The sequence below is a fragment of the Mogibacterium diversum genome (assembly GCF_938028775.1).
In the GTDB taxonomy this organism is placed as follows: Bacteria; Bacillota; Clostridia; order Peptostreptococcales; family Anaerovoracaceae; genus Mogibacterium; species Mogibacterium diversum_A.
Window position 1 is genome coordinate 84,142 of sequence record NZ_CALIZG010000008.1, and the last position, 25,866, is coordinate 110,007.

The window sequence follows — 25,866 nt, forward strand, 5'->3', positions numbered from 1 at the left end:
CCTTCCTCCTCTACTTAAGCAAATTATTTGCGATTACAACTTCCTGAATCTGGCTGGTTCCTTCAAATATGCTCATAATACGAGCATCTCTATAAAGTCTCTCTACTCTATATTCCTTGATATAGCCATATCCACCATGAATCTGTACAGCTTTGTAAGCGCAGCGGTTTGCAGCTTCTGCAGCGAAGTACTTAGCGATAGAGCAAGCCATTCCTGCCTGAGGAGAATTTTGGTCCTTGAGCGTAGCTGCGTGATATGTTAGCTGTCTTGCAGCCTCAACATCAGCCTGCATCTCAGCGATCATGAAGCTCACGCCCTGGAAATCTGCGATTCTGCGGCCAAATTGCTTACGCTCCTTAGCGTACTTTACAGCTTCGTCTAGGCATCCCTGAGCTACGCCTACCGACATAGCCGCTACTCCAAGTCTACCTCCGTCAAGTGTCTTCATAGCATACTGGAAGCCTTTATTGAGAGGCCCGATAAGATTAGCCTTTGGCACTCTTACATCTTCAAATACAACGTCAGAAGTTGGATATCCATTGATTCCCATCTTCTTCTCAGGTGCTCCAAGCGATACGCCGTCTGCGTGCATATCTACGATGAACATCGAGATTCCGCGAGAACCCTTTTGAGATAGGTCTGTCTTTGCATAGATGATAATCCAGTCAGCCATAGGTGCACCAGATATGAAGCACTTACGACCATTGATGATAAAGTCATCACCATCTGGAATTGCTGTTGTAGTAGTTCCACCTGCATCTGACCCTGCGCCAGGTTCAGTGAGTCCGAACACGAGAATTTTCTCACCGCTTGCAACCTGCGGTAGATATTCCTTTTTCTGAGACTCGCTTCCCGCGAGCAGAAGAGGTCCTCCGCCGAGCGAATTTGATGTATTTGCATATATTGCAAGAACTGCATCCTGGCGAGCGAACTCTTCATCCATGAGTACGTATGTTAAGCTATCAGCTCCAGCTCCGCCGTACTCCTCAGGAATCTTCACTCCCATAAATCCATAACGGGCCATTTTCTTGTGCATATCCCAGTTAAATTCACCCGTTTCATCTAATTCATCCTGAAGTTCCTTGGTGAATTCTGTCTCTGCAAACTCGCGGAACAGTTTCTGCTGAAGTGCATGCTTTCGATCTAAAATCATTTACTTACCTCCTTAGCATGGTATTTCATGAGATGACTTACCTTCTGTCAAAATCTCATAGATGCTGTCAACTCCACATGCTGCCATAGATTCAGCTGCCTCTTCAGTGAAGAATGCCATGTGTGGTGTGTGATATACGTTTACGAATGAACGCAGATATTTAAGCTTAAAGTAAGGCATTCCTTCAGTTCTGATAATGTCTGTGCTATGTGGAATGTGGATAATGCCAGTCTCTCCTGGAAATGCATCACAGAAGAGTGCACCGATTTTTTCACTTTCAATACCCTCGATAATAGCATCTACATCGAGTAGTTCACCTCTTGCATTGTTGATGATGATTACTCCATCCTTCATCTTTGCCACAGCCTCTTTGTCAATCATGCCGGTTGTAGCTGGTAGTAGTGGCATATGGATTGTTATTACGTCGCATTCTTTGTATATGGTATCCATATCAACGTAGGTTGCATATTCCTTAACTTCGTCATCCTGAATTACGTCATATGCTAGGATTTTGCAGCCAAATCCACTTAGAATCTTGATTACGGTTTTACCAATCTTTCCTGCGCCGAGCACTCCCACTGTGAGAGATCTAAGCTCTCTACCCATCTTGCCTTTTAGTGTAAAGTCGTTGTCATTTGTGTTATATAGCGCTTTCTTCTGGTGACGCATGCACATCAGTATCGCCATTACAGAGTATTCCGCAACTCCATTTGGAGCATATGTACCGTTGCAAAGCTTAAATCCAAGCTTCTTAGCATACTCAACATTCATGTGATTGTATCCTACGCAGCGTGATGCTAGTACCTTAACACCCATCTTCTTTAGTTCATCAAGCACCTCGTTAGAATATGTGCTCTGCCCTAGAGTAGTAATTCCATCACTTCCTTCAGCAAGGTTAACTGTAGTATCGTCAAGATTTGCTCTTGTAATAACCACGTCTATACCGTACTTCTCACATAGATTTCTGATGACAGGCTCTTCATCAGGTCTAACTTCATATGCAGTAATTTTCATACCATTTCTCCTTTGTAAATCACTTTTCTTGTGTCAAACCTATGCATTTTCCCTGTATATTTTTAATTAGTCCCTAAGTGCTGGATCCATATCGATTACAGCACCACTCTTTATTAACTCATCTATAGCTTCGGCAGAGTACCCAAGTTCACCGAGAATATCCTTTGTTTGCTCTCCAAGATAAGGCCCTCTCTCATATGGAGGAAGTCCCATCTGGTCGAATAAAACTGGAGGTCTTACGAGTGTACGCTTGTTTCCGTTGCTATAAGACATCTCATAGAAGCAATCCGATGCCCATGCCTGCTTATCTTCTAGGAGGCTGTCCCACTCCTGTGCAATTGCGTATGGCAAATCATTTGCATCCAGCAGCTTGCACCATTCGTCGCAAGTCTTTTTCTTAAACTCTGCAGTTATCCACGCTGAGAACTCTTCACGATTAGGAATTAGATTCTTCTGTGGATAATATCTAGCATCGTCAGCAAGTTCTGGATAGCCCATAGCGTTCATCAGTATTGGATAATGTCTATCGTACTGAGGCATTGCTATCTGTAGCCATTGACCATCAGCTGTCTCATAGCAGAGCACAAGCGGATTACCTAGCTTCCACCTCTCCATAGGGTACTGAGTGCTATCTGCTCCGTACTGGCTTGCCTGTAGCATCAGTGAGATATCCCATATTGCGCTGTGGAATAGAGATACCACTACGTGATCGCCTTCACCAGTCATCTTAGCCTTGAATAGTGCTGCGAGAACTCCGGCTGCTAGGTTCATGGCAACCTGGTGGTCTCCGAAGCCCTGAACTGTTAGCATTGGCAGGCTGTTTTTGTCACGAAGAGATCCTAAGATGCCGCCTCTTGCGTAAAATGCAGTAAAGTCGAATCCTGGGAGATCCTTATCAGGACCTTTTTCTCCGTATCCTGATACATATCCGTACACTAGCTTAGGGTATTTCTCATGCAGAGTCTCCCAATCTAACCCCGCTCTCTTTAGAGGTGACTGACGCCAGTTGCAGATAAATACGTCCGCAGTTGTCAAAAGCTTCTCTAAAGCCTCTCTTCCCTCTTCAGACTTTGTGTTGAGCGAGATACAAGTCTTTCCTGCGTTCTCAAGATCGTAGGATGTGTTCTCCTTCTGGTCTAAAGGTCTTCCTTCATTAACCGCAGTATAACGTAGTGGATCTCCCATAGGTGGCTCAACCTTTATAACTTCAGCTCCTAGGTCAGCTAGAAATCTTGCTGTACAAGGTGCTGCGATAAATGTTGCCATCTCAACAACTCTGATTCCCTCAAGTGGTCTATTTCCCATTTTATCCTCCTTGAATTTATCTATATGCTTGATGCGTTTTAAAACATTAACATGTCACGGAATGTTTCAAGGTTAGTCTTAACCTGTTCAAACTGCTTCATCTGCCTGTCAACCTCAACTAGGGCAAGCGGTAAATCCGCTTTTTCACAAGCTTCCTTAATACATACGAAGTCGAATTCCTCAGGATCACAAAACTTTGTCATTACCACGACAACTCCCTTTGCGCCTCTCTCCTTCGCTATATCTATAATCCACTGAATTCTTGGCTTTTCTACGTTGTAGAGAACTGAGCAATTGTCAGTATTTGCAAACTTAACAGCGAGAGCTTGTAGTGGATCATCTCCATCTGGCACATCAGTTCTATACTGCCTTGAATGTGCACAGACATCATCTGCTACGATATGAATTCCTATCTCATCGAAGGCTTCGCTTAATCCTGTCATGTCGGTAAGAATTCCAGATACAACGACCGGATAATTACCTACGCTCTCCTCGGAAGCTTCAAGCTCGGCGATAAGCTTTTTTACAAGAGCGGTATGTTCTTCTACAAGCATGTAGTTAGCGCTTGCAAATATATCGCTTCTCTCCTGCACCGTCACTTCTGCGTGTCTTGCAAGTAATTCATCCACTCGTCTCATCGCTTCGTTGTGTTCGTTATAAAGCTTGTTCGATTCAGCTAGACTATCCATCGAAAACTTCGCGCCAGTACATTTCTCAAGATTCTCTATGACTCTTTCGTATCCAGCCCTCGTATAGGCGATTCCATATGCAGGCTTTCTGTTCTGCGGGTAGGTCATAGGTATGAATTTGATGTCTGGTACTGCATACTTCCAGTTCTCACCCATGGTCTTGAGCGTGTCACAGAGAGACGGGATTATAATCGCACTCGCACCCTTGAACTTTCCGGAGATTCCTAGTTCTAGGATTGATTGCACGATAGAGCACATGAATGCAGGAAAGTACTCCTTCGATCTGTTAAGCTCCATATCAGCGCCCCAAGTTCCCATTGGAACAAGACCCATAGAGTGTACAATTTCATCGGGTGTGTAGTAAGGAACTGCGAGCACAATTTTCTTGCCATCTGCAAGGTATTTATCCATCTGTTTGCGAGGAGATGATGCTATCTCATGAAACTCTTTAATTGAACTGTATGTCATAGCTACTTGTCCCCTTTCTCAGATTTGTTTGACTCCATAATTTCCATAAGCCCCTGCACTCTCGTATCATATTGTGCTTCAGAGAAATTTCTTGGGTCCGCCTGGTCTCCATCAAAGCTTGTAACTGGTATATCGCAAGCCTCGCCTATCTGTCTGCTCATCTCGTACATGAATCCGCTCCACAGCTTGCATGAACGATTGGTATGTACAAGCAATCCTTCCACGTGGTTGTCCTTGCAAAGCTTGATTCTCTTATCTCTCGACTTCTCGAGGTTTATAGCATTCGGTACACTGCAGTAAGCCTTGATCATCTCATCAAATGAATGATAGTCAAACCCAAAAGCATCAGCATATATCGTTGTTACCATGTTGATGCCGCGATCTTTGAGCCCATGAGATGTTGCTCTCAGATATGGCCAGCAAGCGATTCCTTCGAACATGATTCTGTACTTCTCTTCTGCCCTAAATGTACTTGTTCCATTTAGGTGATTTTCCTTATACTCCTTGAGAAGCGTCTCCATTGCCTCGCCTGCTTCTTCCTTACCTCTTGCCGTAACCATTACAGCCATGTGGTTTAATAGATCGAATCCATTGAATGGAGAAGGCACGTATTTTGCCTGTGCTGTCGCATTGAGCCAAGCTCTGCTCGCTCTGCAGCTAAAACCTGTAACCTGCTTGAACTTTTCATCATCCCACTTTAGTCCAAATAGCTTCTCGAGCTGGTGAACTGCGTCCCAGAACTGAGCGGAAACATATTCAACCTCAGCGTCAGATACTTCGTAATCAGGGTTAAATGGTATGTCTAGGATAATCATAGGAATATTTAAATCCCTTGCAAGATTCTCGTACCACTTAATCATACAGTTGCAGATATTGTTGCAACATAGAAGCACATCTGGCATCGCTACATCCTGCTCTGGACACTCCTTGAGCTTGGCGTATGCGAGGCTCACTCTAGCATATGCACAAATATCGTTCGAATAACCATCTGCTTCTGCGACGTTACACATTCTCTCCCCTGCACCACGGGCAGCGATTCCTGCAGCCTGATTTTCAGGATATGCAGTAGCGATTCCCAAAGTCTCTGGTATCTCTACCGGAAAGTTGCTTGAAACCCACGCAACTGGAATGCCTTCCTTCTTAGCTTCAATCGCACTTGCAAATGCATCACCAGCAATTTTCCCAAGCTTGAATTTAGCTGAATTAGGATCAACAGGCTTCTTAGGCTTTTTGATTTCCTCTGCCATAACCATACCTCCTCATTTATTTTGTTAATCTATTAGGAAAGTTTAATTGTATATCTTAACTTAAAACTCAATCTGCACTATTATTGTTAATTTTATAACATCATTTGGCAAATTTTTTACTGCCCTTATGAGCAGTAAATCTATTTTTTATTACTTCTAAAAGCATAAACAGCTGCACCGATTGCTCCAAAATACTGTGCAAGTGAATCATACTCTATTTGAACTTCGAGAGCCTTACTCATCGCATCTCTTACCGCACCGTTTTTTGCAACGCCACCTGACATACATACCTTCTCTTTGACTCCTGCTCTACGCGCAAGTGAACTAACCCTCGAGGCTACGCTGTTGCAGATTCCAGCGATTACATTTTCTCTGCTCTCACCATTAGCAAGCTGGCTAATCACTTCCGATTCAGCAAAGACTGTGCATGTGCTTGAGATAGTAGCAGGACTATCCGCTTTTGATGCTAATACCTCTAATTCAGAAATATCTGCTCTTAGTATGTTCGCCATCACATCTAGGAATCTACCTGTCCCAGCTGCGCACTTATCATTCATCACAAAGTTCGTCATCCTTCCTGAATCGTTAAGGCAGATTACTTTTGCGTCCTGACCGCCTATATCTATTACAGTCCTCACTTCAGGAAAAATAATTTGACTCCCTAGCGCATGACATGTGAGTTCGCTTACTTCTCGATCACAGCCTTCGTACTTATTTCTTCCATAACCAGTAACAACGCTACATGAAATATCAGATTCATTAAGTCCTGAGACCTCCATAATCTCCGCTATGACTTCCTCTGGGCCAGCTGTACCAAGCCCTCCAACTCTTAGGGCCTTTGCGACAATCTTTTTTCCATCCTGGAGTATCACGCTCTTCGATGTAGTTGATCCTATGTCTAGTCCAAGAGTAAACATCTGATAATCTCCTTTCCGTGTACGTTTCTATGTACAATTTCATTATATATCTCGTTATTTTATAGTCAACCAACTTTGTTAAAAAAATATTATAGTTGTTTTTCAAGTGTGTATTTAATAATTTTTAATGGTTTTGTTTTTATGACCCCAATAATTGAATTTCTAAGTGTTTTTAATAAAAAAAGAAGGGGTAATCCCCTTCTTAAAATAGTTTTACCTATAAAAATTTGTAATAGTAATATCCGTACATTCGCCAATCCGCGCTATTTATATATAAGATAAATCTTAATTATAAAATTAATCCACCTTTATCTTATCCCAAAGCTTTGACATTCTCTCCATGCTCTTGGCGTCTGTACCATTCTTTTTAAGCTGCTTCATATACATCTCTTTTGGTACCCCCATCTTCTTATACGCACCAAGATACTTCTTGGAATAATTAGTCATATATACGAAGAATCCGCCCATATATGCAGCACCTACTACAGCCAAAACTGCTGCTGCAATCCATGTCCAGAAAAATCCGCAAGCAAAAATCAAAACTATCCATACAATTCCGAGAATTCTATTAATCTTTGTTATCTTTTCAATATTGATAGATTTTGGAACCTGAATATCTTGCTCTTTCATCTGTTTCTTATATAAATTCTGCTGATAGCCTTTCGACTGTCTTATGTATTGTGGTGGTCTCTGCTTACCTTTGCTCATTTCATTATTCCTTTTCTAATTAATCTAGTGTAGTATTTTAACACAATTTATTCACTCTTTTCAAGCGATTTGAACATCTCCTGCATCGTTGGGTTGTTTTTGGTAAGTTTTTTTATCGTCAAATCCTCAGCTTTATTATTCGCTAGCCTCAAGTTATTCTCTGAAGATGTTAATGCTTTCTTTATCTTCTCAAGATGGTTAATCGATTTATCTATCTCATCTATCGCTTCCTGAAATTTTCTAGAAGCCAGATCATAATTTCTCGCAAAAGCACTTTTGAAATTCTCCATATCCTCTTCGAAATGGGTGATATCAACATTCTGTGCCTTAATCGTCTCCAGTTCCTGCTTGTACTTTAGAGAGTTATATCCCATGTTGCGAAGCAGTGATATCATCGGGATGAAGAACTGCGGTCTTATCACATACATCTTCTCATATCTATGCGACACATCAACGATTCCCTGATTGTAATATTCATTCTCAGACTCTAGCATCGAAACGAGCACCGCATATTCGCACTTTTTTTCTTTTCTATCTTTGTCAAGCTCCTTGAAAAAATCTTCATTCTTATGCTTTGTTGATGTCGTATCCATCTCGTTCTTCATTTCAAACATTATAGATACGACCTCAAGCCCTGTCTCATCCTTCTCCCTAAATATATAATCACCCTTGCTTCCACTGCGAGCATCGTTATCCTTTTCAAAATATGCATTCTGAAATGCAGTTGCTCTGAGCTTATTAAATTCTATCTCGCAGTGCTGCTCTAAAGTCTCTCCAACCATCTTAGTGGATTGACGAGCCTTGAGATCCTTGTAGTAATCTATTTGTTCATCCTTCATCTTAAGCTTGGTCTCATACTCGTCCTTAAGCACCTGTATGTTTAGCTCGGCCTGCTTTTCACTGACCTTTAGCTCACCAGAAAGCCTTTGAAGCTGCTCCTTCTTTTGTGAAATTTCTTCATCTAGAGAAGCTGCTACCTTGCGATGTTCAGATTCTTTTTCATCGACTAACTTCCTATATTCAGATTCCTTCTGCTGTACTGCCTCATTGACTGCTAATGCTTTCTCCTTGTCATATGCCTCGATGCTAGCACGAAGCCTTACTATTTCCTGATCTTTATCTGAAATAATTTCTTGGACTTTCTTTTCTGTCTCAGCCTTCGCAAGGCTAACAGCCGCAGCTTTATCCTCTTTGTACTGTTCCTCAGCACGCTTTATCTCAATATTAAATTCTCTATCTCTGACCTGCTTAACAATTGCTGCATAACCAGCTTCATCTATTTGAAATACTTCGCCACACTTAGGGCATTTTATCTGCTGCATAATCTTCCTCCTACGAAGTGATACTACTATTTTATACAAAAAAGCTTCGGTGAAAAAGCTTTAATACCATCACCGAAGTTATTTTTATTTAAATCAATCAAATAATCATCCTTTATTTTAGTAACCTTACTAATCAAAATATCATATATGTGCGATTCATCATTATGCACGATTAAAAACTATTCCCAGCTACTTATCATCGGATATTACCTCTACATCTACATCTACCGCATCCTTGGTAAACTCATCTTCTAGTTCCTTACTAGCAGAGTCATCTCTGTGATAAGACCCAGATTCCGAATAATAATATTGATTAGACTCATCCGTTCTACGACTTCCAAATCTCTTCGAGATAGCCTGAAATAGAACAAGTATGCCGACAACAATCCAAAAAACAGGGCTTAAAATTATAGCCATCACCGCTGACAAAAGTATCAGCATTATAAATATTCCAATCAAGCAGCCGAGGCCACCATCATCACGATAGTACATCTCATTTTCCCCCTATGTATTAACCTTCACCATATCGATGATATATTGCTTTTCTTATATCGCGTATTATAACACATCGTGTTTGTGTTTTAGGTGACGCAATGATAAAGAACCACTTATAAAAAACGAATTAAAGTATTAAAAAATGGGGCATAAGCCCCATATCTTTTATGAATAGTATCTGCACTTAATTTTGGATTTAACCAAAGTATCTCTTTAGAAGTCCAGCAAATGCCTTACCGTGTCTAGCCTCATCTCTAGCCATCTCGTGAACTGTGTCGTGGATTGCATCTAGGTTAGCAGCCTTAGCTCTCTTAGCTAGATCAAACTTTCCAGCAGTTGCGCCGTTTTCAGCATCTACTCTCAGCTGTAGATTCTTCTTTGTGCTGTCTGTTAAAACCTCTCCTAGAAGCTCAGCGAACTTAGCAGCGTGCTCTGCCTCTTCGTAAGCAGCCTTCTCGTAGTATAGTCCAACTTCAGGATATCCTTCTCTATGAGCAACTCTAGCCATTGCAAGATACATACCTACCTCGCTGCACTCTCCTTCAAAGTTAGCTCTTAGATCAGCCATGATGTCCTCGCTAGCACCCTGAGCAACACCTACAACATGCTCAGCTGCCCAAGACATCTCACCTTCCTGCTTCTTGAACTTCTCCGCAGGAACTCCGCAAACAGGACATTTCTCTGGTGCCTGATCTCCCTCGTGAACGTAACCACATACCTGACATACATACTTAGCCATTTTCATACTCCCTTCTTCAGCATTGCTGAAATACATAAAATAAAGTCATCTTATTAATCATCTATGCACGGCTCTTTGCCACGCAGTCGGTACAAAGTCCATAAAAGTTAACTTCACACCCTTCTATTGAGCCAGTAAAACTACCCTGGCCAATTTTAACGATTTGCTCCTTATCGGTATCAATATCGAGGACAGCACCACATCTATTGCAGAAAAAATGTGCGTGGGGCTTCACATTATAATCATACCTTGTCGCCCCATCCGTGATAATTGTCGAAATTTCACCCATTCCTTCAAGTTGCTTAAGATTTCTATATACAGTTGCAATACTAAGATTAGGCATACAAGCCTTCAGTTCTGAATAAAGTGTCTCCGCAGTCGGATGATCGCCCCTATTCAATAATTGGTTCTTAATCGCTTGACGCTGTTTGCTATACTTAATCATTATTACCTCTAATATTGATAATCGTTATTGTTATTAATATAATACCATTTTAAATTAAATTGTCAACAACTAAATTGAGAAAAATTTAAATTTATCGTTTCTTATTATACGCAATGTTGCTATTATCGGTGTGTTATGCTAATCTAACTATAAATGAAGGAGGGATATTTCATGAAAATTCAGAAGTCTTCGGAAGATTATTTAGAGACAATGCTGATGCTTAGTGAGCAGAGAGGATACATTAAGTCCATCGATATTGCAAGGCATCTCGATGTTACGAAGCCTAGCGTTTCATATGCTACCAAAAGGCTCAGAGAGAACGGCTACATTACTATGGACGATGATGGGCTGATTCACCTCACTGAGACTGGAATGTCTATTGCTACAAAAATTTACGATAGGCACAAGATGCTTTCCCGTTTCTTAAACCTGCTTGGTATTGATAAGGAAACTGCTGATGAGGATGCGTGCAAGATTGAGCACGACATTAGCCAGGCTACATATGAAGCTATTTGTAACCATGTTAACAACTTCTTGGCAGAGTGCCCTGCTATGAATCACGACGAAGAACCGTCGGCATAGTATCTCTAATATAATTTTATAAGCATATAATCAACCATCTCAATCAAGAGATGGTTTTTTCTTGCGCTACAATTATGCCTTTATCTTTCATAGCTGTTTACTTGTCATGCCTTGTATGGCAAAATTAAATCATAATATATGATTATAATTCCATATATTAATAGTGTGTTTTCTTCCCTGTTTTGATTATTGATACATGTGCACTTTTTCCTTTTGCACAAGGTACAGTCAAGACGGAGATCGTAAGTTATTGCTGTCACACCTTATTAAGGAGGTATCTCATGACAGAACTTGAAAGAAAGCGCAAATTCCCGATAGCGTTTTGGGTTTGTGGCTGTACAGAGATCTTTGAACGTCTATCATTTTATCTTGGTCGTTCTCTGATTCTAGTTTTTGTTACTACTGCTGTTGCATCTGGTGGACTTGGTCTTGCTAACACAACAGGCGCAAAGATGCAGGCGGATTTAACCGCTTATTCATATCTTGCAGGTTTCCTAGGAGCATTCATCACCGATAAATTAGTGGGGGCTAGATATACTACTCCGGTCGGAATGCTCATCATTGCAATCGGATACTTCTCTGGATCCGTTGCAAAGGATGCGACGCTTGTATATGTAATGATATTCTGCGTTGCATTTGGTCTAGGTCTATTTAAGACTGGTCCACTTATCGGAAGAGTTGTACGACCTGAAGATCTTAACTCAGCATATTCTATCCGCTATTCACTCGTTAACGTCGGCGCATTCTTCGGGCCGCTAGTTGCTGGAATCCTTTATCAATACACCTTTAAGTCAGGCGATATACTCGGCTTCCGTCCTTGCTTTAGACTTGCTGCTATATCAATGCTTCTTGGTTGTATCTGGTTCACAGTTGGAATGCTGCTAAAAGGTAAGGACTATGGCAAGAAGCCATTTAAGATGTACAAGACCGAAGAAGAGCTAAATAGAGAGGCTGAAGAGAAGGCAGCGGCAAAGACACATCAAAAGATGACTCTTCTCGAGAAGAAGCGTGTATCCGCAATCGTTCTAGTTTCAGCCTTTCAGATAATATTTTGGATGTTCTGGTATCTAGCTTATCTTCCAATCTACTACCACTGGACAGAGAATATGAACTGGAAGGTTGGCGGATTTACTGTTCCTACAACATGGTTCGACTCACTAAACGCTCTGCTATGTGTAATTTCCGGACCGCTCACTGCGCTTCTATGGCAGAAGCTTGCAGCTCGACCACAAGGTGATATAAGTATATTCAAGAAGCTTGGTATTGGATTAGCATTCCTCGGTATCGGATACATCTACTATGCAGTTATCGACATCGTGCGTGGAGATAGCAAACCTACAGTACTGTTACTAATCGTATTCTTCCTATTCTTAACACTAGGAGAGATGTTCTTCTCACCTCTTGGAAATGCATTTATCGGACAGTACTCACCAAGCCGACTTCTTGCTATCATGTCGGCCGTATGGGGTCTAGGTCTATTCGCTGCTGCTAAGCTTTACGGAAATTTATATGCATTCGCATTCAGCGGAAAGTTCGCATTCTCCAAAGCTTGTATAACAATCGCTGCTATTGCATTTGTAAGCACGGTCATCCTATTCGCTATCGACGGAAAGTTAATGTCGCTAGTTAAGGATAAAGATGAAGCATAAGAGCAATAGGACTTAAATAAATTAATGATATCTACACTATTAATATTTGGCTCTATACTCTTTAATGAAGCTATATAGACTGAACATATCATATAGTAACTAGAGAGCATCAAATTCTGATGTAGCTGCTGATTTCAGCAGCTACATTTTTTATATCTAATTGAAGCTAATATTATACTTGATATTCCCCTATATACACGTCAACAACAGCAAGCTCAATTAATTTAGTATTCTTGGTATTCCGTCAGGACTATACTCTGTAATCTATATCCGACTATTTCGGTACAATTTAAAAAACATAATTAAAGCGATACTAAAAGTAACTTTATTTTAAAAAAAGGTATATAATACACATGTTAAATTACTTTAGTTAGTGTATGAAATTTTAGGAGGATAGAAAATATGAGAAAACTTTATGGACGTTTTTTGAGTATTGCTGTTTCTTCAGCAATGCTATTTAGTTTTTCAGCAATCTCAATATTTGCAGATACACCAGCTGATATCTCTCAAGATGCAGTAGTCACTGGGAGCATTAGTAGTTCTGCCAACACTTTTACAGAAACTGATACAGTCTCTGTAGATACATCTATAAACAGGCCTGTTAATAGCGGAGACTTCGTGTCATATCGTTTTGACAATTTAGCGATGGGCAATCTTGCAAACAGGGATATTACACTGCGCGGAACCAATACAGTAATAGGTAAAATCATCGTTACAGATGCAGGCGTCAACCAAGCAGATAAACAGATTACTGGTTCAGAAAACGATAAAGAAAGTGCAGTTCCAGGAAGTCGTGTTGGTTATAAATTCAAAGTAGTTTTTAACGAAAATGCCACAGGTCATTCTTCACTTCATTATACCTTTAATTATGCAAATGCTGTCGAATCAGTTGCAACCGTAGATTCGCCTAAGACAGTTGTACAAAAAATAACTGTTAATAACAGCGTAGTTGCTTCGAACAATCTTACAATCCCAGCATATGTTTTAAAGCCATATTCAAATCAAGGAAACACAGTGAAAGTTTCAAATTCCTATTCCTTCGTGAACGTTAACCACTTGAATATACAAAGTGGTGACCATGTATACGACGCACTCGGCAGAGAGATTCCACTCACCGATGCCATGAAATTAAATGCTATCGATACTTCGGATGTTACTTTCGATATTGCTAGTGATATAGAGTCTAATGATCATCTCAAAGTCGGTGATCTGTTGACATATGAAATCGCGGGAAATAATGCTGTTAAATTCAACCCGAATGCATCTGAATTTGCTAATAGTATTGAATCTGCTGCACTTCATAATGCCCGCGATGTATATACTCCCCTTTCTTATAATCCAGTAAATACTCACGGAGTACATAAGCTGACAGATCTCGTACTTAAAGTTAAGCCCGTAAGCGTCACCCCAACAAAGGTTGTTTTACAAGTTACGGAGGCACCTACTTCAGGCATGACTAGGGCTTCCTATGCATATACTGTAAAAGATGGATTAACAATCCCTGTAAAAACAGTGACAGTTAAGAGAGCTGACGGTTCAGAACAAACGTATAGAGTGCTAGATGTTGCGAAGCTCCCAGATTTAACGACATCAGGAAGGCTTGATATGTTAGATGCAAAATCCACATATCAAACTGCAGGTAAATCCCCTTACCAGGAAACATTGCTTAATCAGTATATGCTCTACTCCGGTACACTTGCTTCAGCAGATGTAATTGACCTGCCTGACACTCCTACTCCATCTACACCTAGCACCAACACTCAGACTCCACCTACTTCGGGGGTGTCTGTTTGCAGGACTCCTGGTTCTAATGAAAGTAAGATTAAGAAGGTAACGCTTAAGAGCGTTCCAAAGACTTCTGATTCCGCAGATATCATCATCTACGCTGGTTTGTTATTTGCATCAATAATTGGTCTATCAATGCTTGGTGTGAATGGTAGAAAGATATTAATCAAATAAAGCAAATAGCTTAATTCGGCACTAGTTTGCTTCTAAAAAACATTTCTTAAAGTTTATATAATACAGTTTAGAATCGTATGTACCGAAAATGATTGGGCATTATGCCCAATCATTTTGTATTAAGAGATTTTGTTTCTCTGTTCGATATTAAAAATATCCAAAAGCTCTTAATATTACAGAGCTTTTGGATTATGTAACTCTAATTAATTTTAAGTTTTAATTACTATCTACCCTTGATTTCTTTCACTCTTGGAACTATTAAGTAAAGCGGAATTATGTTCAAGATGAACACTATTAGAAATAGCAAAACATCTTTTGAATCAACTGGATTCCCTGATGAAATCGCTGTTACGATCTCACTGTAATAGTATCCAGGGAAAATCATCTGAATTTTGCTAACAGCCCCGATGAATCCTCCATCTGCACCTAGAGAATCAAATGGTATTATTGTCATCGCTGCCAAGATAATAGCAGGAAAGCTTATCGTATCAAGTGTCTTTGCATCAACGCGCACACCGAGTACAAAACCGATAATGCTAAAATATATTCCCATAACCGTGAGGAGTAGAAACTGAACTACCAGACTGGTTGTAACATGGAGGTTAAAAAAAGAAACGGCGAATGCAAGTACAGCCATGAATATTAGCGTATTTAACGCTAGTTGAACGAGCATCTGATCAAGAAGGTAGTCTTTCACAGCATATCTTGTGAACCGCGATTCAAATGAGTAGAACTCAATATTTGTTGCGATTCGCTTGCTAAACGTTGCCAGGCTGTTTCCAATGATTCCGATAAATACTGCTATACCGAATACGATGTTCGGTAAAACACCCTTTTGCACATTGGAAATAAACACATACCATATAACAGGAACGAAGATAGTGAATAGAAGGAATCTTTTATTTCTTAAAACCTGTTTTAATTGTATCATCTTCATAGCTTTAGTCCTCCATTTCGATTTTCTCACGGTAATACTGTTCTATTGTCCTGCCAGAATCATGGATGGACTCCACTGATTCATTTGCAGTTATTATTCCATCCTTCAAGATGAGCACCTTCGTAAAGAAACGATCTATCTGATTGAAGTCGTGAGTGACAATTACCGATGTGTAATTCTTATTCTCGAGTAGCTTCCAAAAATTATCTACCGATTCAAGGTCCATTCCTGTAGTCGGTTCATCTAAAAAAATAAGCTTAGGAGAATTAAGCAACGTCAGTAAAAGTGATAAACGTCTTTTCTGTCCACCAGATAAGCTTCCGACATACTGCTTCTGATGTTCTTGAAGTTCAACCATCATGAGTAGTTCCTCAATACAGGCATCGCTTAATTTATTCATCTTGCACTTTAGACTAACAATTTCAAATACTGTCAAATCATCGATAAGTATATCTGCTTGTGGCATCATGCTTATTTCAGTCTGAAAATCAAGGCTAGTATCTACTTCACCTGAGTTAGCCACTATCTGTCCAGCAATTATCTTAAGAAGAGTGCTCTTGCCAGCACCGTTACCTCCGAGCAATGCGACTCTATCTCCTTCTGAAATCTCAAATGTAACACCCTTTAAAACTTCTTTATTTTTAAACGATTTCTCTATCTCTTTTACTTTAAACATATGAGCCTCCGTTCTTCTATTCTTGCTTTGTGACAACATTATAGGTCATAGCCAATTGATAAAACCATGTTTGTCAAGAACGGCACTTAAAATGTCGCTAACGGTTAATCATCCGCTCCTACATTCATACTTTAATAAGGTGACTAATCGAAGGCGCACAAAAGCCTGGATATTTAGTATCCAGGCTTCATGTATGAAAATATATTTGTTTGTGTGTTATTTTCTAAATGTAATCGTCTGAGAGAACAGATAATCTGCGCTTCGAGTAGATACGGACGAAAAAGGATACTTTGCAAGGATGTCTCTGACATTATGAAGTCCAATCCCTCTTCCCTCGCCTTTACTTGAGTAACCTTCTTCAAATATATGGCTGATATTCACCTTATCCTCTTTGGTCGAATTTTCAATCACTAATATCAGAGCTTCACCATCGATAATCAGTGCAACTGTCAGCTTTGGCAATTCTGACTCTAAGCTAGCTTCGATTGCATTATCACAAAGAATTGACATCACTTTGATAAAGTCTAGCAGATCTATCTTGAAGTCATATACAGCATCTTCTATCTCAATTGCAATCTCCACACCTCTACTATGTGCTTCAATAAGCTTTGCAGAAAGTACACTTTTCACGGCATCGTTTTTTATATTAGAGAGTTTTGCTATATCAAACTTGCTGTTATATAGTTGTTTACCACTGTCCCCGAGAACACCTTCATAGACGCTCTTAATTGCATCGATATCCTTATTGTCAATACCTACTTTTATGCTGGTAAGGATATTGATGTAGTCATGGCGAAAGCTGCGAATCTCACCGTATAAATTCTCTATGTGATGACTATAGTTCGATAGTTCGCTTAGCTGAATATCCTTTTGTTTAAGGATCTCCTCCTTAAGCTTTTCCTTTGAGGTTGAATTTAGATAAAGTAGCATCACGAAGAATAACAGAATATAGATATCATTGACATGACCACGCAAGTAATCAGCATGCGATATTTTCTCACTAAAAATCACAAGGACTGAAATAATAAGCATGTATACAAGCATTGATACATCCACGACAAGTAGCATACGGTTAAAGAAGTTGCGCTCAAACCCCTTTTTCAAATCGTTAAAGTCTAATTTTAGAGTTTTAATGATTAGAAGGTAGAAAGGGAATGTGAGAGCATCAATCAATAAATCGTAAATACTAATATTTACCTCGTTATAAACCGCGATTCCCACTAGAGGGAATAAGTGATACGCAAGTAGTCTTCCGATCAAGCTTAATATAACGATAGGATAAATCCCAATAAATAGGTTAAATAGCTTATTGCCATGAGGATTAGCGAAAAAGCTGTATGCTACAAATATAAAAAAGTATCCGAAGTATCCAGCTGGTGGGCATAACATAAAAATCACAACGTAAACCAGCGGAAACACTATATACCAGTGCAGCTTAAACTTTTTCTCACTTACCTGACTGTATAAAAGCATTGTTAAGAGTATCTTAAGCGCAGTACTAAAAATTGTTAATAACATATCTCTATAAACACCTTAATATCTAATAATCGAGTTTTTCAAGAAGCCCTCTGTACTTCATCCTTGATACCAGACAGCTCTCTCCATTTTCAAACAGAGCAATCTTGCTCTCCTTATCTATCTTAATTATATTATCAGGATTAACTACAAATGATCGATGGCAGCGGTAGAGGCGACTATCAGCCTTCTCAACATCAGCGATGCTACCATAAAACTCCATGCGTTCATCTTTAGTATGCAGAATTACTTTGTGGATCATCGGAGAAGTCTCGAAATACAATATATTATTAAACGGTACCTGTACACGCGCCATGGATGTTTCGATGGCGAACGAGTCCTCAGATAGGCTCGTCCCAACCTTACAAATAGTGTACTCGATAGCTGAGCACACACGGTCTTTAAACGATTCTTCATCAAGTGCTTTATCGATAAAGTCCAGCGCAGCTACTTTATATTTAAACGTAACAGGCATAAACTCTGTATGCGTTGTTACAAATACGATCGTCGCATTAGGATCTCGGCTACGAATTTCCTTAGCAATATCCAGTCCCTTCTGTTCTTCTCCCTTAATCTCGATATCAAGGAAAAACAGTTGATGGGAACCGAATTCTGAGATATTATCTAGCATCTGCTTCGGACTGCTAAAAATTTCTGGAGTTTTGCACTTCAAAGCTTTCTGATCGATTGCTTCCCTGATTATATTGTCGATTCGTGATTGCTGTAGTATCTCATCTTCTAAAATGAATATATTAATCATTTGATTTACTCCTAATACCTCTTCAGCCCTTACTATCCAACTCGTGTACGTATTCAGGTCAAAATATCTGCACATATTTTATCATTAAAAGGCCCATCCAGTAAACTGGATGGGCCGCTCTTTACTTTATCTATACTAAGATATATTAATTGTGCTTAAATCTCTCTTGTATATTTAGCAAGGTACTCTCTCTCATCCTCTTCTAGGTATGGAGCGATAACCTCATATACATGCTTATGGTAGTCATTAAGCTGCTTACGCTCTTCAGGTGTCATGAAATCTGGATCAATAGCATCTAGGTCAAATGGAACTAGCGTTATTGGCTCAAACTTGAGGAACTTACCGTATTCATTAACTTCATCTAGCACACAGAGAAGCTCATTCTCAAGACGAACTCCGTGAGAACCTTCGATGTATATTCCTGGCTCATCGGTAATAACCATACCCTCATCGATTACACACTGGTTGCCCTTTCTATATACCCAGCGGAAGCTAGCAGGTCCCTCGTGAATATTTAGAAGGTATCCTACACCATGACCAGTTCCATGATTGAAGTTTAGATGGCGATCCCAGAATGGCTTTCTTGCATAAGCATCTAGAATTACACCGTTACAGCCGTAAAGGAACTTGGCATTAGCAAGAGATAGGTTACTGATAGCAACTAGAGTGAAATCCTTCTTCATCTGGTCTGTAATCTCACCCACAACATAAGTTCTTGTGATATCAGTTGAACCCTCATAGAATCCTGCTCCTGTATCTGTTAGGTGGAGTCCCTTAGGTAGCACTGGAATGTCTGTCTCAGGAGATGGTGCGTAGTGAACTATCGCAGCATGAGCTCCATATGATGAAATTGGCTCGAAGCTTGGACGGATGAAGTTTCCGAGCTCAGCACGGAACTCGTCGAGCTTATTAGCAACGCTTAGTTCGGTCATCTCAATCTTGCCGACATTTTCCTTTAGCCACTTCATAAGACGTAGATGTGCAATGCTGTCCTTAATCTGAGCTTTTCTTATGTTCTCTAGCTCAACAGGATTCTTTACATTCTTAAATACCATCTCTGGATTCATCACGTCAATCTTCTTAACAGAATCAGCGATGTTGCAGAATAGTGCATAATTAACCTTGGATGCATCAAGCATAAGCCTAGTATCTGCAGGAATCTTCTTGATATCCTCGTAAATATCGTTGTATGGGTGGATAACTACCCCATCAACTGCAAAGCGGGCCTTTATATCGTCATCCAGCTTACGCTCGTCAATATATAAATGGTATGACTTCTCATCCATCAGTGCATACGATAGAACTAGTGGGAAGAAGTCGATATCATCTCCACGGATATTCAGAGTCCAGCAGATATCGTCAAGCGTTGTAACAACGTGCATATCTGCCTCAGCTTCTACCATCTTCTCACGGATATCAGCAAGCTTTTCAGCAACGGTCTTTCCAGTATATTTAACATCGAGATCAAATGCCGGCTTTTCGGAGAGCGGTGGTCTGTCTGTCCAGATCTCATCGATTAGGTCAACGCTATACTCGATGCATCCTTCGTGCTTCTTAGCAATTTCATCATATAGCTGTCCTTCATCCATGGATACAACTCTTCCATCAAATCCGATTTTCTCACCTTTCTTAAGGTTGCTATTTATAAATGCATCTAGTGTTGGAACTCCAGGCTCACCCATCTTCATGAGCTCAACAGTTGTACCCTGAAGCTGCTCACCAGCCTGAAGGAAATATCTTCCATCAACCCATAGCCAAGCTCCGTCTAACCCTACTACTGCAACACCTGCAGAACCAGAGAATCCTGTTATGAACTTCCTTGCCTTGAAGTGCTCACCAACATACTCTGACTGATGAAAATCAGCTGTTGGAACAACGTAATAATTAATATCGTGCTCCTGCATCTTAGAACGGAGTGCAGTGAGTCTCTCCTGAATTACATTCATTTAAAGTCTCCTTTCGAATGAACAATTAAATAATTATATTTAATAATAATATCCTAAATTGATTATAGCACCAGATACGTGTGGCAAAAAGCCTAACTCCATAATCTGGTGCATAATAATACTATTTCTTATGATAAGCCAATTATAGTTCCGTCGGACAGGATATCCATACCGTTTGCAGCCGGCACCTTAGGGAGCCCTGGCATTGTCATTATTGAGCCAGTAAGCGCTACGATAAACCCTGCCCCTGCTGATACTCTTAGTTCTCTAACAGTGATGGTAAATCCTGTTGGTGCACCTAGCAGCGTTGCATCGTCTGAGAATGAATACTGGGTCTTTGCAACGCAGATTGGTAGCTTGTCATATCCTAGCTTTGTGAGCTCCTTAATCTGCTTTTTAGCTGCTGGTGTGAAATCAACCCCATCTGCACGGTAAATTTCCTTCGCTATCTTTTCCATCTTCTCCTCAATTGATAAATCGAGATCATATAATGGCTTAAAGTCCGCCTTACCCTCTTCACAGATCCTAATTACTTCTTCAGCGAGATCCATTCCACCTTCAGCGCCCTTTGCGAAGACTTCAGACAGAACAACCTTTACCCCATACTCCTCACAGATCTTATCGAGAAGCTCTAGTTCAGCATCTGTATCAGTTGGGAATCTATTGATTGCTACTACTGATGGCACTCCGAACTTTGCTACGTTCTCTATGTGTCTTATGAGGTTAGAAGAACCAGCTCTCAGTGCATCTAAATTTTCTTCAGCGAGATTATCCTTAGCCACGCCACCGTTCATCTTGAGAGCACGCACTGTAGCCACTATTACTACACAGTCAGGCTTTAACCCAGCGTATCTGCACTTGATATCAAAGAACTTTTCTGCACCTAGATCTGCTCCAAATCCAGCTTCAGTGATCACATAGTCACCGAGTTTTAGCGCAGTCTTTGTTGCTACTACAGAGTTGCAGCCATGAGCGATATTTGCAAACGGTCCACCGTGAATGAATGCCGGCGTGTTATCTAGCGTCTGAACCAGGTTAGGCTTAATGGCATCCTTGAGTAGTAGTGCCATAGCACCTGTAGCTTCTAAGTCGCCAGCCGTAACAGCTTCTCCTTCGTAGTTGTAAGCAACAACCATCTTTGACAATCTTTCCTTGAGATCATCAAGATCAGTAGCAAGGCAAAGTATGGCCATGATTTCAGAAGCCACCGTGATATCAAATCCGTTCTCACGTGTTACGCCATCACCCTTGCCTCCAAGCCCTATAACGATATTACGAAGAGCACGATCGTTCATGTCAACAACGCGCTTCCATACAATTCTCTTCGTAACTATTCCGAGTTTATTGCCCTGGTGAATATGATTATCAAGTAACGCTGCAAGCAGACTGTGAGCGGACGTAATAGCATGGAAGTCACCTGTAAAATGCAGATTGATATCATCCATAGGAACTACCTGGGAATAACCACCCCCTGCTGCACCTCCCTTAACTCCGAAGCAAGGTCCTAATGAAGGTTCGCGAAGAGTTGTAACAGTCTTTTTACCAAGCCTGCTAAGTGCCATAGAAAGCCCCACGTTAGTGGTCGTCTTACCTTCTCCTGCCGGAGTAGGATTTATAGCTGTAACTAGCACTAGTTTGCCATCTTCCCTATTCATGTTCTCCTTAATATAAGAATATGAAAGCTTAGCTTTGTATTTTCCATATTGCTCAAGTTCATCGCTCGGGATATCGAGCACTTTTGCAACTTCTGTGATTGGAAGCATTTTCGCTTCCTGAGCAATTTCAACATCTTTCTTCATAACATTCCTCCACAAATATAACAATATGTGTCAAAAGCAAATATCTAAATATATAGATATATGGTCATTATACTTCATGTTCATATTCCCATACAACATTATTAGGTACGATTATATTATTTAATGATTTTATCGCTTATAAACATATTTTTTATAAATAATTTGTTATGAGCACTTATTTCTAGTTCGATTTTCTATATAAAAAAGCAACCGGATTGTCTCCGATTGCCCAAATCTTATTCATGAAATTCTAAATAATTAAAAGTGCATATATAACTTAATTACAAAGTGCATGATGCCAAATTATCTTAGCTTGAGTTCGTTATATGGTTCGCGGCCTTCTTCATCCCTTATCTCACGTAAGTAATTATAAAGAGTTGCTTGAGATATAGATAAAGTTTCGCAGATAAACGGAACAGCTTCCTTTACAGAGAATAAGCCCTGAAACTTGAATTTAGTCAATAGCTTAATCTTACCTTCCTTAGTATTAATTTGGTTAGGATCAAACTGTTTTATCGACTTAATTATAGTATCCTTCATCACATTCTGAATATAATCTTCGTCATTTATAGAATATACCGAATCATCCGCAGTTGGCTCCTCAACATCATGAATCTTAATAGATTCGCTAAGGTAGTTGATAATATCCTGAACTTTTGATGGATCCTGATTTATACAAATCATAGCTGCTGGATTGTTTTCTTCATCCATAAACATGAAGTGAGATGCGCGAAGCTTCTTGCCATGTGCTGACTTGCTCGCATAACCGATGAGGTGTCCCTCACCATCAGCAAGATTATTGATAACATCATATACACCGGGGTTAATCCTATAGCTTCTCTCTCTACCGGTGATATTGTTGTTATGCATGAACACTATTTCTCTTTTAGTAAGATCATGGAGTACAACTTCTGTATCGCTACCCATAAGCTTAGCGATTCCAGAAGCAACCTGTGCTAATATATCTAAACGTTCTTCCTGAGTCATATCTTGTTTCACTCCTCTTTTTGCGTAAGATCAATTCCTTGACGACGCTCTGCAACCTTAGGCACATAATCCTCATCACTAAACCATGTAGTAAATCCATTTCCATTTACTTCACTAACATTAGTTATAGTGATAAATGCATTTTCATCTATTGCAAGAGCTGCCTGCTTTACTTTATTGAGATTTCTACTACCAACTACACAGTACACCAAGTCCTGTTCAGACTGCAGATATCCACCTGTTGCATGCATGATTGTCGTACCAAACCCTAGCTGTAGTATCTTCTCGTTGATTTCTTTGATTTTCTTTGTGAAAATCATGAGCTGTACACCACCTTGCCCGAGCAGTATCATCTTGTTCATGCACACGCTATAAATCAGCGCGTATAGAATTCCTAGGATTACTCCGTTAGTCTTCGTTACCGGAATCTGCATCATGAAGATTGCAAAGTCAATGGCATACATAATCGGTGCAACTTTAACACCAAATTTTCTATTTAGAATTAGTGGTGGCACGTCTATTCCACCTGTTGATCCACCAACCCTTAGGATTAGCCCAAGCCCTATTCCATCGATAACACCAGCACAGATAGCTGCTAGCAGCGGATCGTCAACAAGATGATGAAGCACCGTAGCCTTCTGAAATATTCCCAAAAATACCGGAAATAAAACTGTTCCTAGTACGATAGACGCTGCAAACTTTTTTCCAAGAGCCCATGTTCCAATTATAAAAAGTATGACGTTAATCACAAGAACCGTTCCTGACACGCTAAGACCAAAATAATAATTGGTCATGCGGCCAACACCTGCTAAGCCTGAAACTACCATCCCATATGGTAAAGCAAAACAAGCAATAGCAAAGGCGCTTAATGCATTTCCGACAACCATTTGAAGTACTTCTAGTCCCACCTTGGAAGCATTTCTCATAATCCACCTTGTCGAGCACCTATAGGTCACTCGCAACCCTTTCTTTAGTCTAAAACTCGCCAAAACTTAAAGCATAATCTTTGTAAATAGTCTAAAAAAATAACTACGTACAGTAAAATAATATATCATCAGATAGCGGAAATTGTCAAGATTTCAAGGAATATTCTAGGTGAAATTTTTATTATATTTGTATTCTTATTGTCAACTTGTTACCCTTTTGTCGACCTCATAGGTATCTAAATATTTGGAACAATATCGCGTCTGTGATAATATAGATTATATTATTTACGTTTTGATTCGGTTTCATAAGGAGGCCTTCGATGAAAGCACATGAAAGATTATTAAAATACGTTTCGTATCGCACCCCAAGTGACGAAAATAGCGAAACATCCCCTTCAAGCCAGTGCCAATTTTCACTGGCACACGCATTAGTTGAGGAGCTCAAAGAACTAGGTGTCGAAGATGCGGCATGTGATGAATATTGTTACGTGTACGGACACATACCGGCTACCCCAGGAAAAGAACATGTAACAGCGATTGGTTTTTGCTCACATATGGATACAGTGAGCGACTATTGTGATCACGATGCAAATCCACAGATTATAGAGAATTATGACGGAGGAGTGGTTAAACTCGGCGACAGCGGACTTGTCCTTGACCCGGAGGTTTTCCCTCATCTTAAGGACCTCAAAGGACGCACCTTGATAACTACAGACGGAACGACGGTGCTCGGTGCTGATGATAAAGCTGGAATTGCCGAGATTATGACCGTAGTTGAACACATAAATGAATTCGAACATGGTCCTATCTCAATAGCATTTACGCCTGATGAGGAAATTGGCAGAGGTACCGTACACTTCGATGTTGCAAGATTTGATGCAAAATACGGATATACGCTAGACGGTTCAACAGAGGGTGAAGTTCAATATGAAACCTTCAATGCTGCCACGGCAAAGATTTATGTAAAAGGTGAAAATGTTCATCCTGGTTCAGCGAAGGATGTTATGATTAACGCTTCACTCGTTGCAATGGAATTTGATTCCTTGCTCCCTGCTGCTGAACGTCCTGAGCGGACCGAAGACCACGAAGGCTTCTATCACCTAATATCGGTAAACGGAACTGTAAGTGATGCGAATATGACGTATATCATCAGAGATCATGATGCATCTAAGTTCACAAACAGGCAGGATACAATGAAAATGGCCGAAAAGTTTCTTAACGAGAAATACGGAGATGGAACTGTAAGACTCGAGATTAAGGAACAGTATAGAAATATGGCTGAAGTTCTTGAAAAGTGCCCAGATGCTATTGAAAACGCCAAGAACGCTTGTAAAGCAGCGGGTGTTGATCCGCTAGTTATTCCAGTAAGAGGTGGCACAGATGGTGCTAACCTCAGCTTCATGGGTCTACCTTGTCCAAACCTCGGTACTGGTGGACACGCATTCCACGGTCCTTATGAGCATATAACTGTAGAGGGCATGGAGACCGGTGTAGAGGTTATAAAGGCTCTCATAAATGAATTTGTAAAGGAAGCATAGATCTGAATGATTCAGACACTGTGCTTGTATTAGTAAAAGCGGTTAGGATTGATATGACACTAGTTTAAGAGCGCATATCGAGTTTACCTA

Annotated in this window: 23 protein-coding genes; 4 read left to right on the forward strand and 19 right to left on the reverse strand. The window is 40.2% G+C overall.

The window, feature by feature from the left end; all coding sequences use genetic code 11:
- Positions 1 to 10: 10 nt before the first annotated feature.
- The 11 genes from Q7O90_RS02025 to Q7O90_RS02075 form a co-directional block, all read right to left on the reverse strand.
- On the reverse strand, positions 11 to 1,153 hold the full coding sequence (locus Q7O90_RS02025; protein ID WP_106056529.1) for an acyl-CoA dehydrogenase family protein: 1,143 nt from the start codon (positions 1,151 to 1,153) through the stop codon (positions 11 to 13).
- Positions 1,154 to 1,165: 12 nt separating this feature from the next.
- Positions 1,166 to 2,167 (reverse strand): NAD(P)-dependent oxidoreductase, encoded by a 1,002-nt coding sequence (locus Q7O90_RS02030; RefSeq protein ID WP_106056527.1) that lies wholly within the window; start codon positions 2,165 to 2,167, stop codon positions 1,166 to 1,168.
- Positions 2,168 to 2,233: 66 nt separating this feature from the next.
- Positions 2,234 to 3,472: a CaiB/BaiF CoA transferase family protein gene (locus tag Q7O90_RS02035; protein ID WP_304126830.1), complete on the reverse strand. Its 1,239-nt coding sequence runs from the start codon at positions 3,470 to 3,472 to the stop codon at positions 2,234 to 2,236.
- Positions 3,473 to 3,510: 38 nt separating this feature from the next.
- Entirely contained in the window at positions 3,511 to 4,629 is a 1,119-nt protein-coding gene (locus Q7O90_RS02040; RefSeq protein WP_304126833.1) for a 2-hydroxyacyl-CoA dehydratase subunit D, read from the reverse strand.
- A gap of 2 nt (positions 4,630 to 4,631) precedes the next feature.
- A complete protein-coding gene (locus Q7O90_RS02045; protein ID WP_304126836.1) occupies positions 4,632 to 5,876 on the reverse strand; it encodes a 2-hydroxyacyl-CoA dehydratase subunit D in 1,245 nt (414 codons plus the stop codon).
- Positions 5,877 to 6,016: 140 nt separating this feature from the next.
- The gene (locus Q7O90_RS02050) at positions 6,017 to 6,793 is read right to left on the reverse strand and encodes an acyl-CoA dehydratase activase (protein ID WP_304126839.1); all 777 of its coding nucleotides are present in this window, start codon (positions 6,791 to 6,793) and stop codon (positions 6,017 to 6,019) included.
- Positions 6,794 to 7,090: 297 nt separating this feature from the next.
- A complete protein-coding gene (locus tag Q7O90_RS02055; protein WP_304126842.1) occupies positions 7,091 to 7,501 on the reverse strand; it encodes a hypothetical protein in 411 nt (136 codons plus the stop codon).
- A 47-nt stretch (positions 7,502 to 7,548) separates the two neighbouring features.
- Positions 7,549 to 8,823: a DUF2130 domain-containing protein gene (locus Q7O90_RS02060; protein WP_304126845.1), complete on the reverse strand. Its 1,275-nt coding sequence runs from the start codon at positions 8,821 to 8,823 to the stop codon at positions 7,549 to 7,551.
- 189 nt (positions 8,824 to 9,012) lie between these two features.
- The gene (locus Q7O90_RS02065) at positions 9,013 to 9,315 is read right to left on the reverse strand and encodes a hypothetical protein (RefSeq protein WP_304126848.1); all 303 of its coding nucleotides are present in this window, start codon (positions 9,313 to 9,315) and stop codon (positions 9,013 to 9,015) included.
- Positions 9,316 to 9,514: 199 nt separating this feature from the next.
- Entirely contained in the window at positions 9,515 to 10,057 is a 543-nt protein-coding gene (locus tag Q7O90_RS02070; RefSeq protein ID WP_106057977.1) for an NADH peroxidase, read from the reverse strand.
- Positions 10,058 to 10,118: 61 nt separating this feature from the next.
- A complete protein-coding gene (locus tag Q7O90_RS02075; RefSeq protein WP_304126851.1) occupies positions 10,119 to 10,502 on the reverse strand; it encodes a Fur family transcriptional regulator in 384 nt (127 codons plus the stop codon).
- A 171-nt stretch (positions 10,503 to 10,673) separates the two neighbouring features.
- Here Q7O90_RS02075 and Q7O90_RS02080 point away from each other — a divergent pair, with 171 nt between their 5' ends.
- From Q7O90_RS02080 to Q7O90_RS02090, 3 genes are all read left to right on the forward strand, one after another.
- Entirely contained in the window at positions 10,674 to 11,084 is a 411-nt protein-coding gene (locus tag Q7O90_RS02080) for a metal-dependent transcriptional regulator (RefSeq protein ID WP_304126852.1), read from the forward strand.
- Between the two features lie 281 nt (positions 11,085 to 11,365).
- Positions 11,366 to 12,733 carry a peptide MFS transporter gene (locus Q7O90_RS02085; protein ID WP_304126855.1) on the forward strand — a complete coding sequence of 456 codons (1,368 nt, stop codon included), beginning with the start codon at positions 11,366 to 11,368 and terminating at the stop codon, positions 12,731 to 12,733.
- A gap of 402 nt (positions 12,734 to 13,135) precedes the next feature.
- On the forward strand, positions 13,136 to 14,692 hold the full coding sequence (locus tag Q7O90_RS02090) for a hypothetical protein (protein WP_304126858.1): 1,557 nt from the start codon (positions 13,136 to 13,138) through the stop codon (positions 14,690 to 14,692).
- 223 nt (positions 14,693 to 14,915) lie between these two features.
- Here Q7O90_RS02090 and Q7O90_RS02095 read toward each other — a convergent pair whose 3' ends face one another.
- The 8 genes from Q7O90_RS02095 to Q7O90_RS02130 all read right to left on the reverse strand — a co-directional run bounded on the left by Q7O90_RS02095 (position 14,916) and on the right by Q7O90_RS02130 (position 24,238).
- On the reverse strand, positions 14,916 to 15,629 hold the full coding sequence (locus tag Q7O90_RS02095) for an ABC transporter (RefSeq protein WP_304126861.1): 714 nt from the start codon (positions 15,627 to 15,629) through the stop codon (positions 14,916 to 14,918).
- A 4-nt stretch (positions 15,630 to 15,633) separates the two neighbouring features.
- The gene (locus Q7O90_RS02100) at positions 15,634 to 16,305 is read right to left on the reverse strand and encodes an ATP-binding cassette domain-containing protein (RefSeq protein ID WP_304126863.1); all 672 of its coding nucleotides are present in this window, start codon (positions 16,303 to 16,305) and stop codon (positions 15,634 to 15,636) included.
- Positions 16,306 to 16,521: 216 nt separating this feature from the next.
- On the reverse strand, positions 16,522 to 17,823 hold the full coding sequence (locus Q7O90_RS02105) for a sensor histidine kinase (RefSeq protein ID WP_304126866.1): 1,302 nt from the start codon (positions 17,821 to 17,823) through the stop codon (positions 16,522 to 16,524).
- 22 nt (positions 17,824 to 17,845) lie between these two features.
- Complete coding sequence (locus tag Q7O90_RS02110; RefSeq protein ID WP_304126868.1) at positions 17,846 to 18,580, reverse strand: response regulator transcription factor; 735 nt, start codon at positions 18,578 to 18,580, stop codon at positions 17,846 to 17,848.
- 155 nt (positions 18,581 to 18,735) lie between these two features.
- Complete coding sequence (locus Q7O90_RS02115) at positions 18,736 to 20,526, reverse strand: aminopeptidase P family N-terminal domain-containing protein (protein ID WP_304126870.1); 1,791 nt, start codon at positions 20,524 to 20,526, stop codon at positions 18,736 to 18,738.
- A 128-nt stretch (positions 20,527 to 20,654) separates the two neighbouring features.
- Positions 20,655 to 22,325: a formate--tetrahydrofolate ligase gene (locus tag Q7O90_RS02120; protein ID WP_304126872.1), complete on the reverse strand. Its 1,671-nt coding sequence runs from the start codon at positions 22,323 to 22,325 to the stop codon at positions 20,655 to 20,657.
- 303 nt (positions 22,326 to 22,628) lie between these two features.
- Positions 22,629 to 23,312, reverse strand: coding sequence for a helix-turn-helix transcriptional regulator (locus tag Q7O90_RS02125; protein WP_106056493.1), 684 nt, complete (start codon positions 23,310 to 23,312; stop codon positions 22,629 to 22,631).
- A gap of 8 nt (positions 23,313 to 23,320) precedes the next feature.
- Positions 23,321 to 24,238 (reverse strand): YitT family protein, encoded by a 918-nt coding sequence (locus Q7O90_RS02130; protein ID WP_304126875.1) that lies wholly within the window; start codon positions 24,236 to 24,238, stop codon positions 23,321 to 23,323.
- Positions 24,239 to 24,558: 320 nt separating this feature from the next.
- Between Q7O90_RS02130 and pepT the strand changes: the two genes are divergently transcribed.
- Positions 24,559 to 25,776, forward strand: coding sequence for a peptidase T (gene pepT, locus Q7O90_RS02135; protein ID WP_304126877.1), 1,218 nt, complete (start codon positions 24,559 to 24,561; stop codon positions 25,774 to 25,776).
- Positions 25,777 to 25,866: the final 90 nt, after the last annotated feature.

Bases quoted from the DNA above. Each gene is read 5' to 3' on its own strand.
- Q7O90_RS02025 (WP_106056529.1), bottom strand. From the start codon at position 1,153: ATGATTTTAGATCGAAAGCATGCACTTCAGCAGAAACTGTTCCGCGAG.
- Q7O90_RS02030 (WP_106056527.1), bottom strand. From the start codon at position 2,167: ATGAAAATTACTGCATATGAAGTTAGACCTGATGAAGAGCCTGTCATC.
- Q7O90_RS02035 (WP_304126830.1), bottom strand. From the start codon at position 3,472: ATGGGAAATAGACCACTTGAGGGAATCAGAGTTGTTGAGATGGCAACA.
- Q7O90_RS02040 (WP_304126833.1), bottom strand. From the start codon at position 4,629: ATGACATACAGTTCAATTAAAGAGTTTCATGAGATAGCATCATCTCCT.
- Q7O90_RS02045 (WP_304126836.1), bottom strand. From the start codon at position 5,876: ATGGCAGAGGAAATCAAAAAGCCTAAGAAGCCTGTTGATCCTAATTCA.
- Q7O90_RS02050 (WP_304126839.1), bottom strand. From the start codon at position 6,793: ATGTTTACTCTTGGACTAGACATAGGATCAACTACATCGAAGAGCGTG.
- Q7O90_RS02055 (WP_304126842.1), bottom strand. From the start codon at position 7,501: ATGAGCAAAGGTAAGCAGAGACCACCACAATACATAAGACAGTCGAAA.
- Q7O90_RS02060 (WP_304126845.1), bottom strand. From the start codon at position 8,823: ATGCAGCAGATAAAATGCCCTAAGTGTGGCGAAGTATTTCAAATAGAT.
- Q7O90_RS02065 (WP_304126848.1), bottom strand. From the start codon at position 9,315: ATGTACTATCGTGATGATGGTGGCCTCGGCTGCTTGATTGGAATATTT.
- Q7O90_RS02070 (WP_106057977.1), bottom strand. From the start codon at position 10,057: ATGGCTAAGTATGTATGTCAGGTATGTGGTTACGTTCACGAGGGAGAT.
- Q7O90_RS02075 (WP_304126851.1), bottom strand. From the start codon at position 10,502: ATGATTAAGTATAGCAAACAGCGTCAAGCGATTAAGAACCAATTATTG.
- Q7O90_RS02080 (WP_304126852.1), top strand. From the start codon at position 10,674: ATGAAAATTCAGAAGTCTTCGGAAGATTATTTAGAGACAATGCTGATG.
- Q7O90_RS02085 (WP_304126855.1), top strand. From the start codon at position 11,366: ATGACAGAACTTGAAAGAAAGCGCAAATTCCCGATAGCGTTTTGGGTT.
- Q7O90_RS02090 (WP_304126858.1), top strand. From the start codon at position 13,136: ATGAGAAAACTTTATGGACGTTTTTTGAGTATTGCTGTTTCTTCAGCA.
- Q7O90_RS02095 (WP_304126861.1), bottom strand. From the start codon at position 15,629: ATGAAGATGATACAATTAAAACAGGTTTTAAGAAATAAAAGATTCCTT.
- Q7O90_RS02100 (WP_304126863.1), bottom strand. From the start codon at position 16,305: ATGTTTAAAGTAAAAGAGATAGAGAAATCGTTTAAAAATAAAGAAGTT.
- Q7O90_RS02105 (WP_304126866.1), bottom strand. From the start codon at position 17,823: ATGTTATTAACAATTTTTAGTACTGCGCTTAAGATACTCTTAACAATG.
- Q7O90_RS02110 (WP_304126868.1), bottom strand. From the start codon at position 18,580: ATGATTAATATATTCATTTTAGAAGATGAGATACTACAGCAATCACGA.
- Q7O90_RS02115 (WP_304126870.1), bottom strand. From the start codon at position 20,526: ATGAATGTAATTCAGGAGAGACTCACTGCACTCCGTTCTAAGATGCAG.
- Q7O90_RS02120 (WP_304126872.1), bottom strand. From the start codon at position 22,325: ATGAAGAAAGATGTTGAAATTGCTCAGGAAGCGAAAATGCTTCCAATC.
- Q7O90_RS02125 (WP_106056493.1), bottom strand. From the start codon at position 23,312: ATGACTCAGGAAGAACGTTTAGATATATTAGCACAGGTTGCTTCTGGA.
- Q7O90_RS02130 (WP_304126875.1), bottom strand. From the start codon at position 24,238: ATGAGAAATGCTTCCAAGGTGGGACTAGAAGTACTTCAAATGGTTGTC.
- pepT (WP_304126877.1), top strand. From the start codon at position 24,559: ATGAAAGCACATGAAAGATTATTAAAATACGTTTCGTATCGCACCCCA.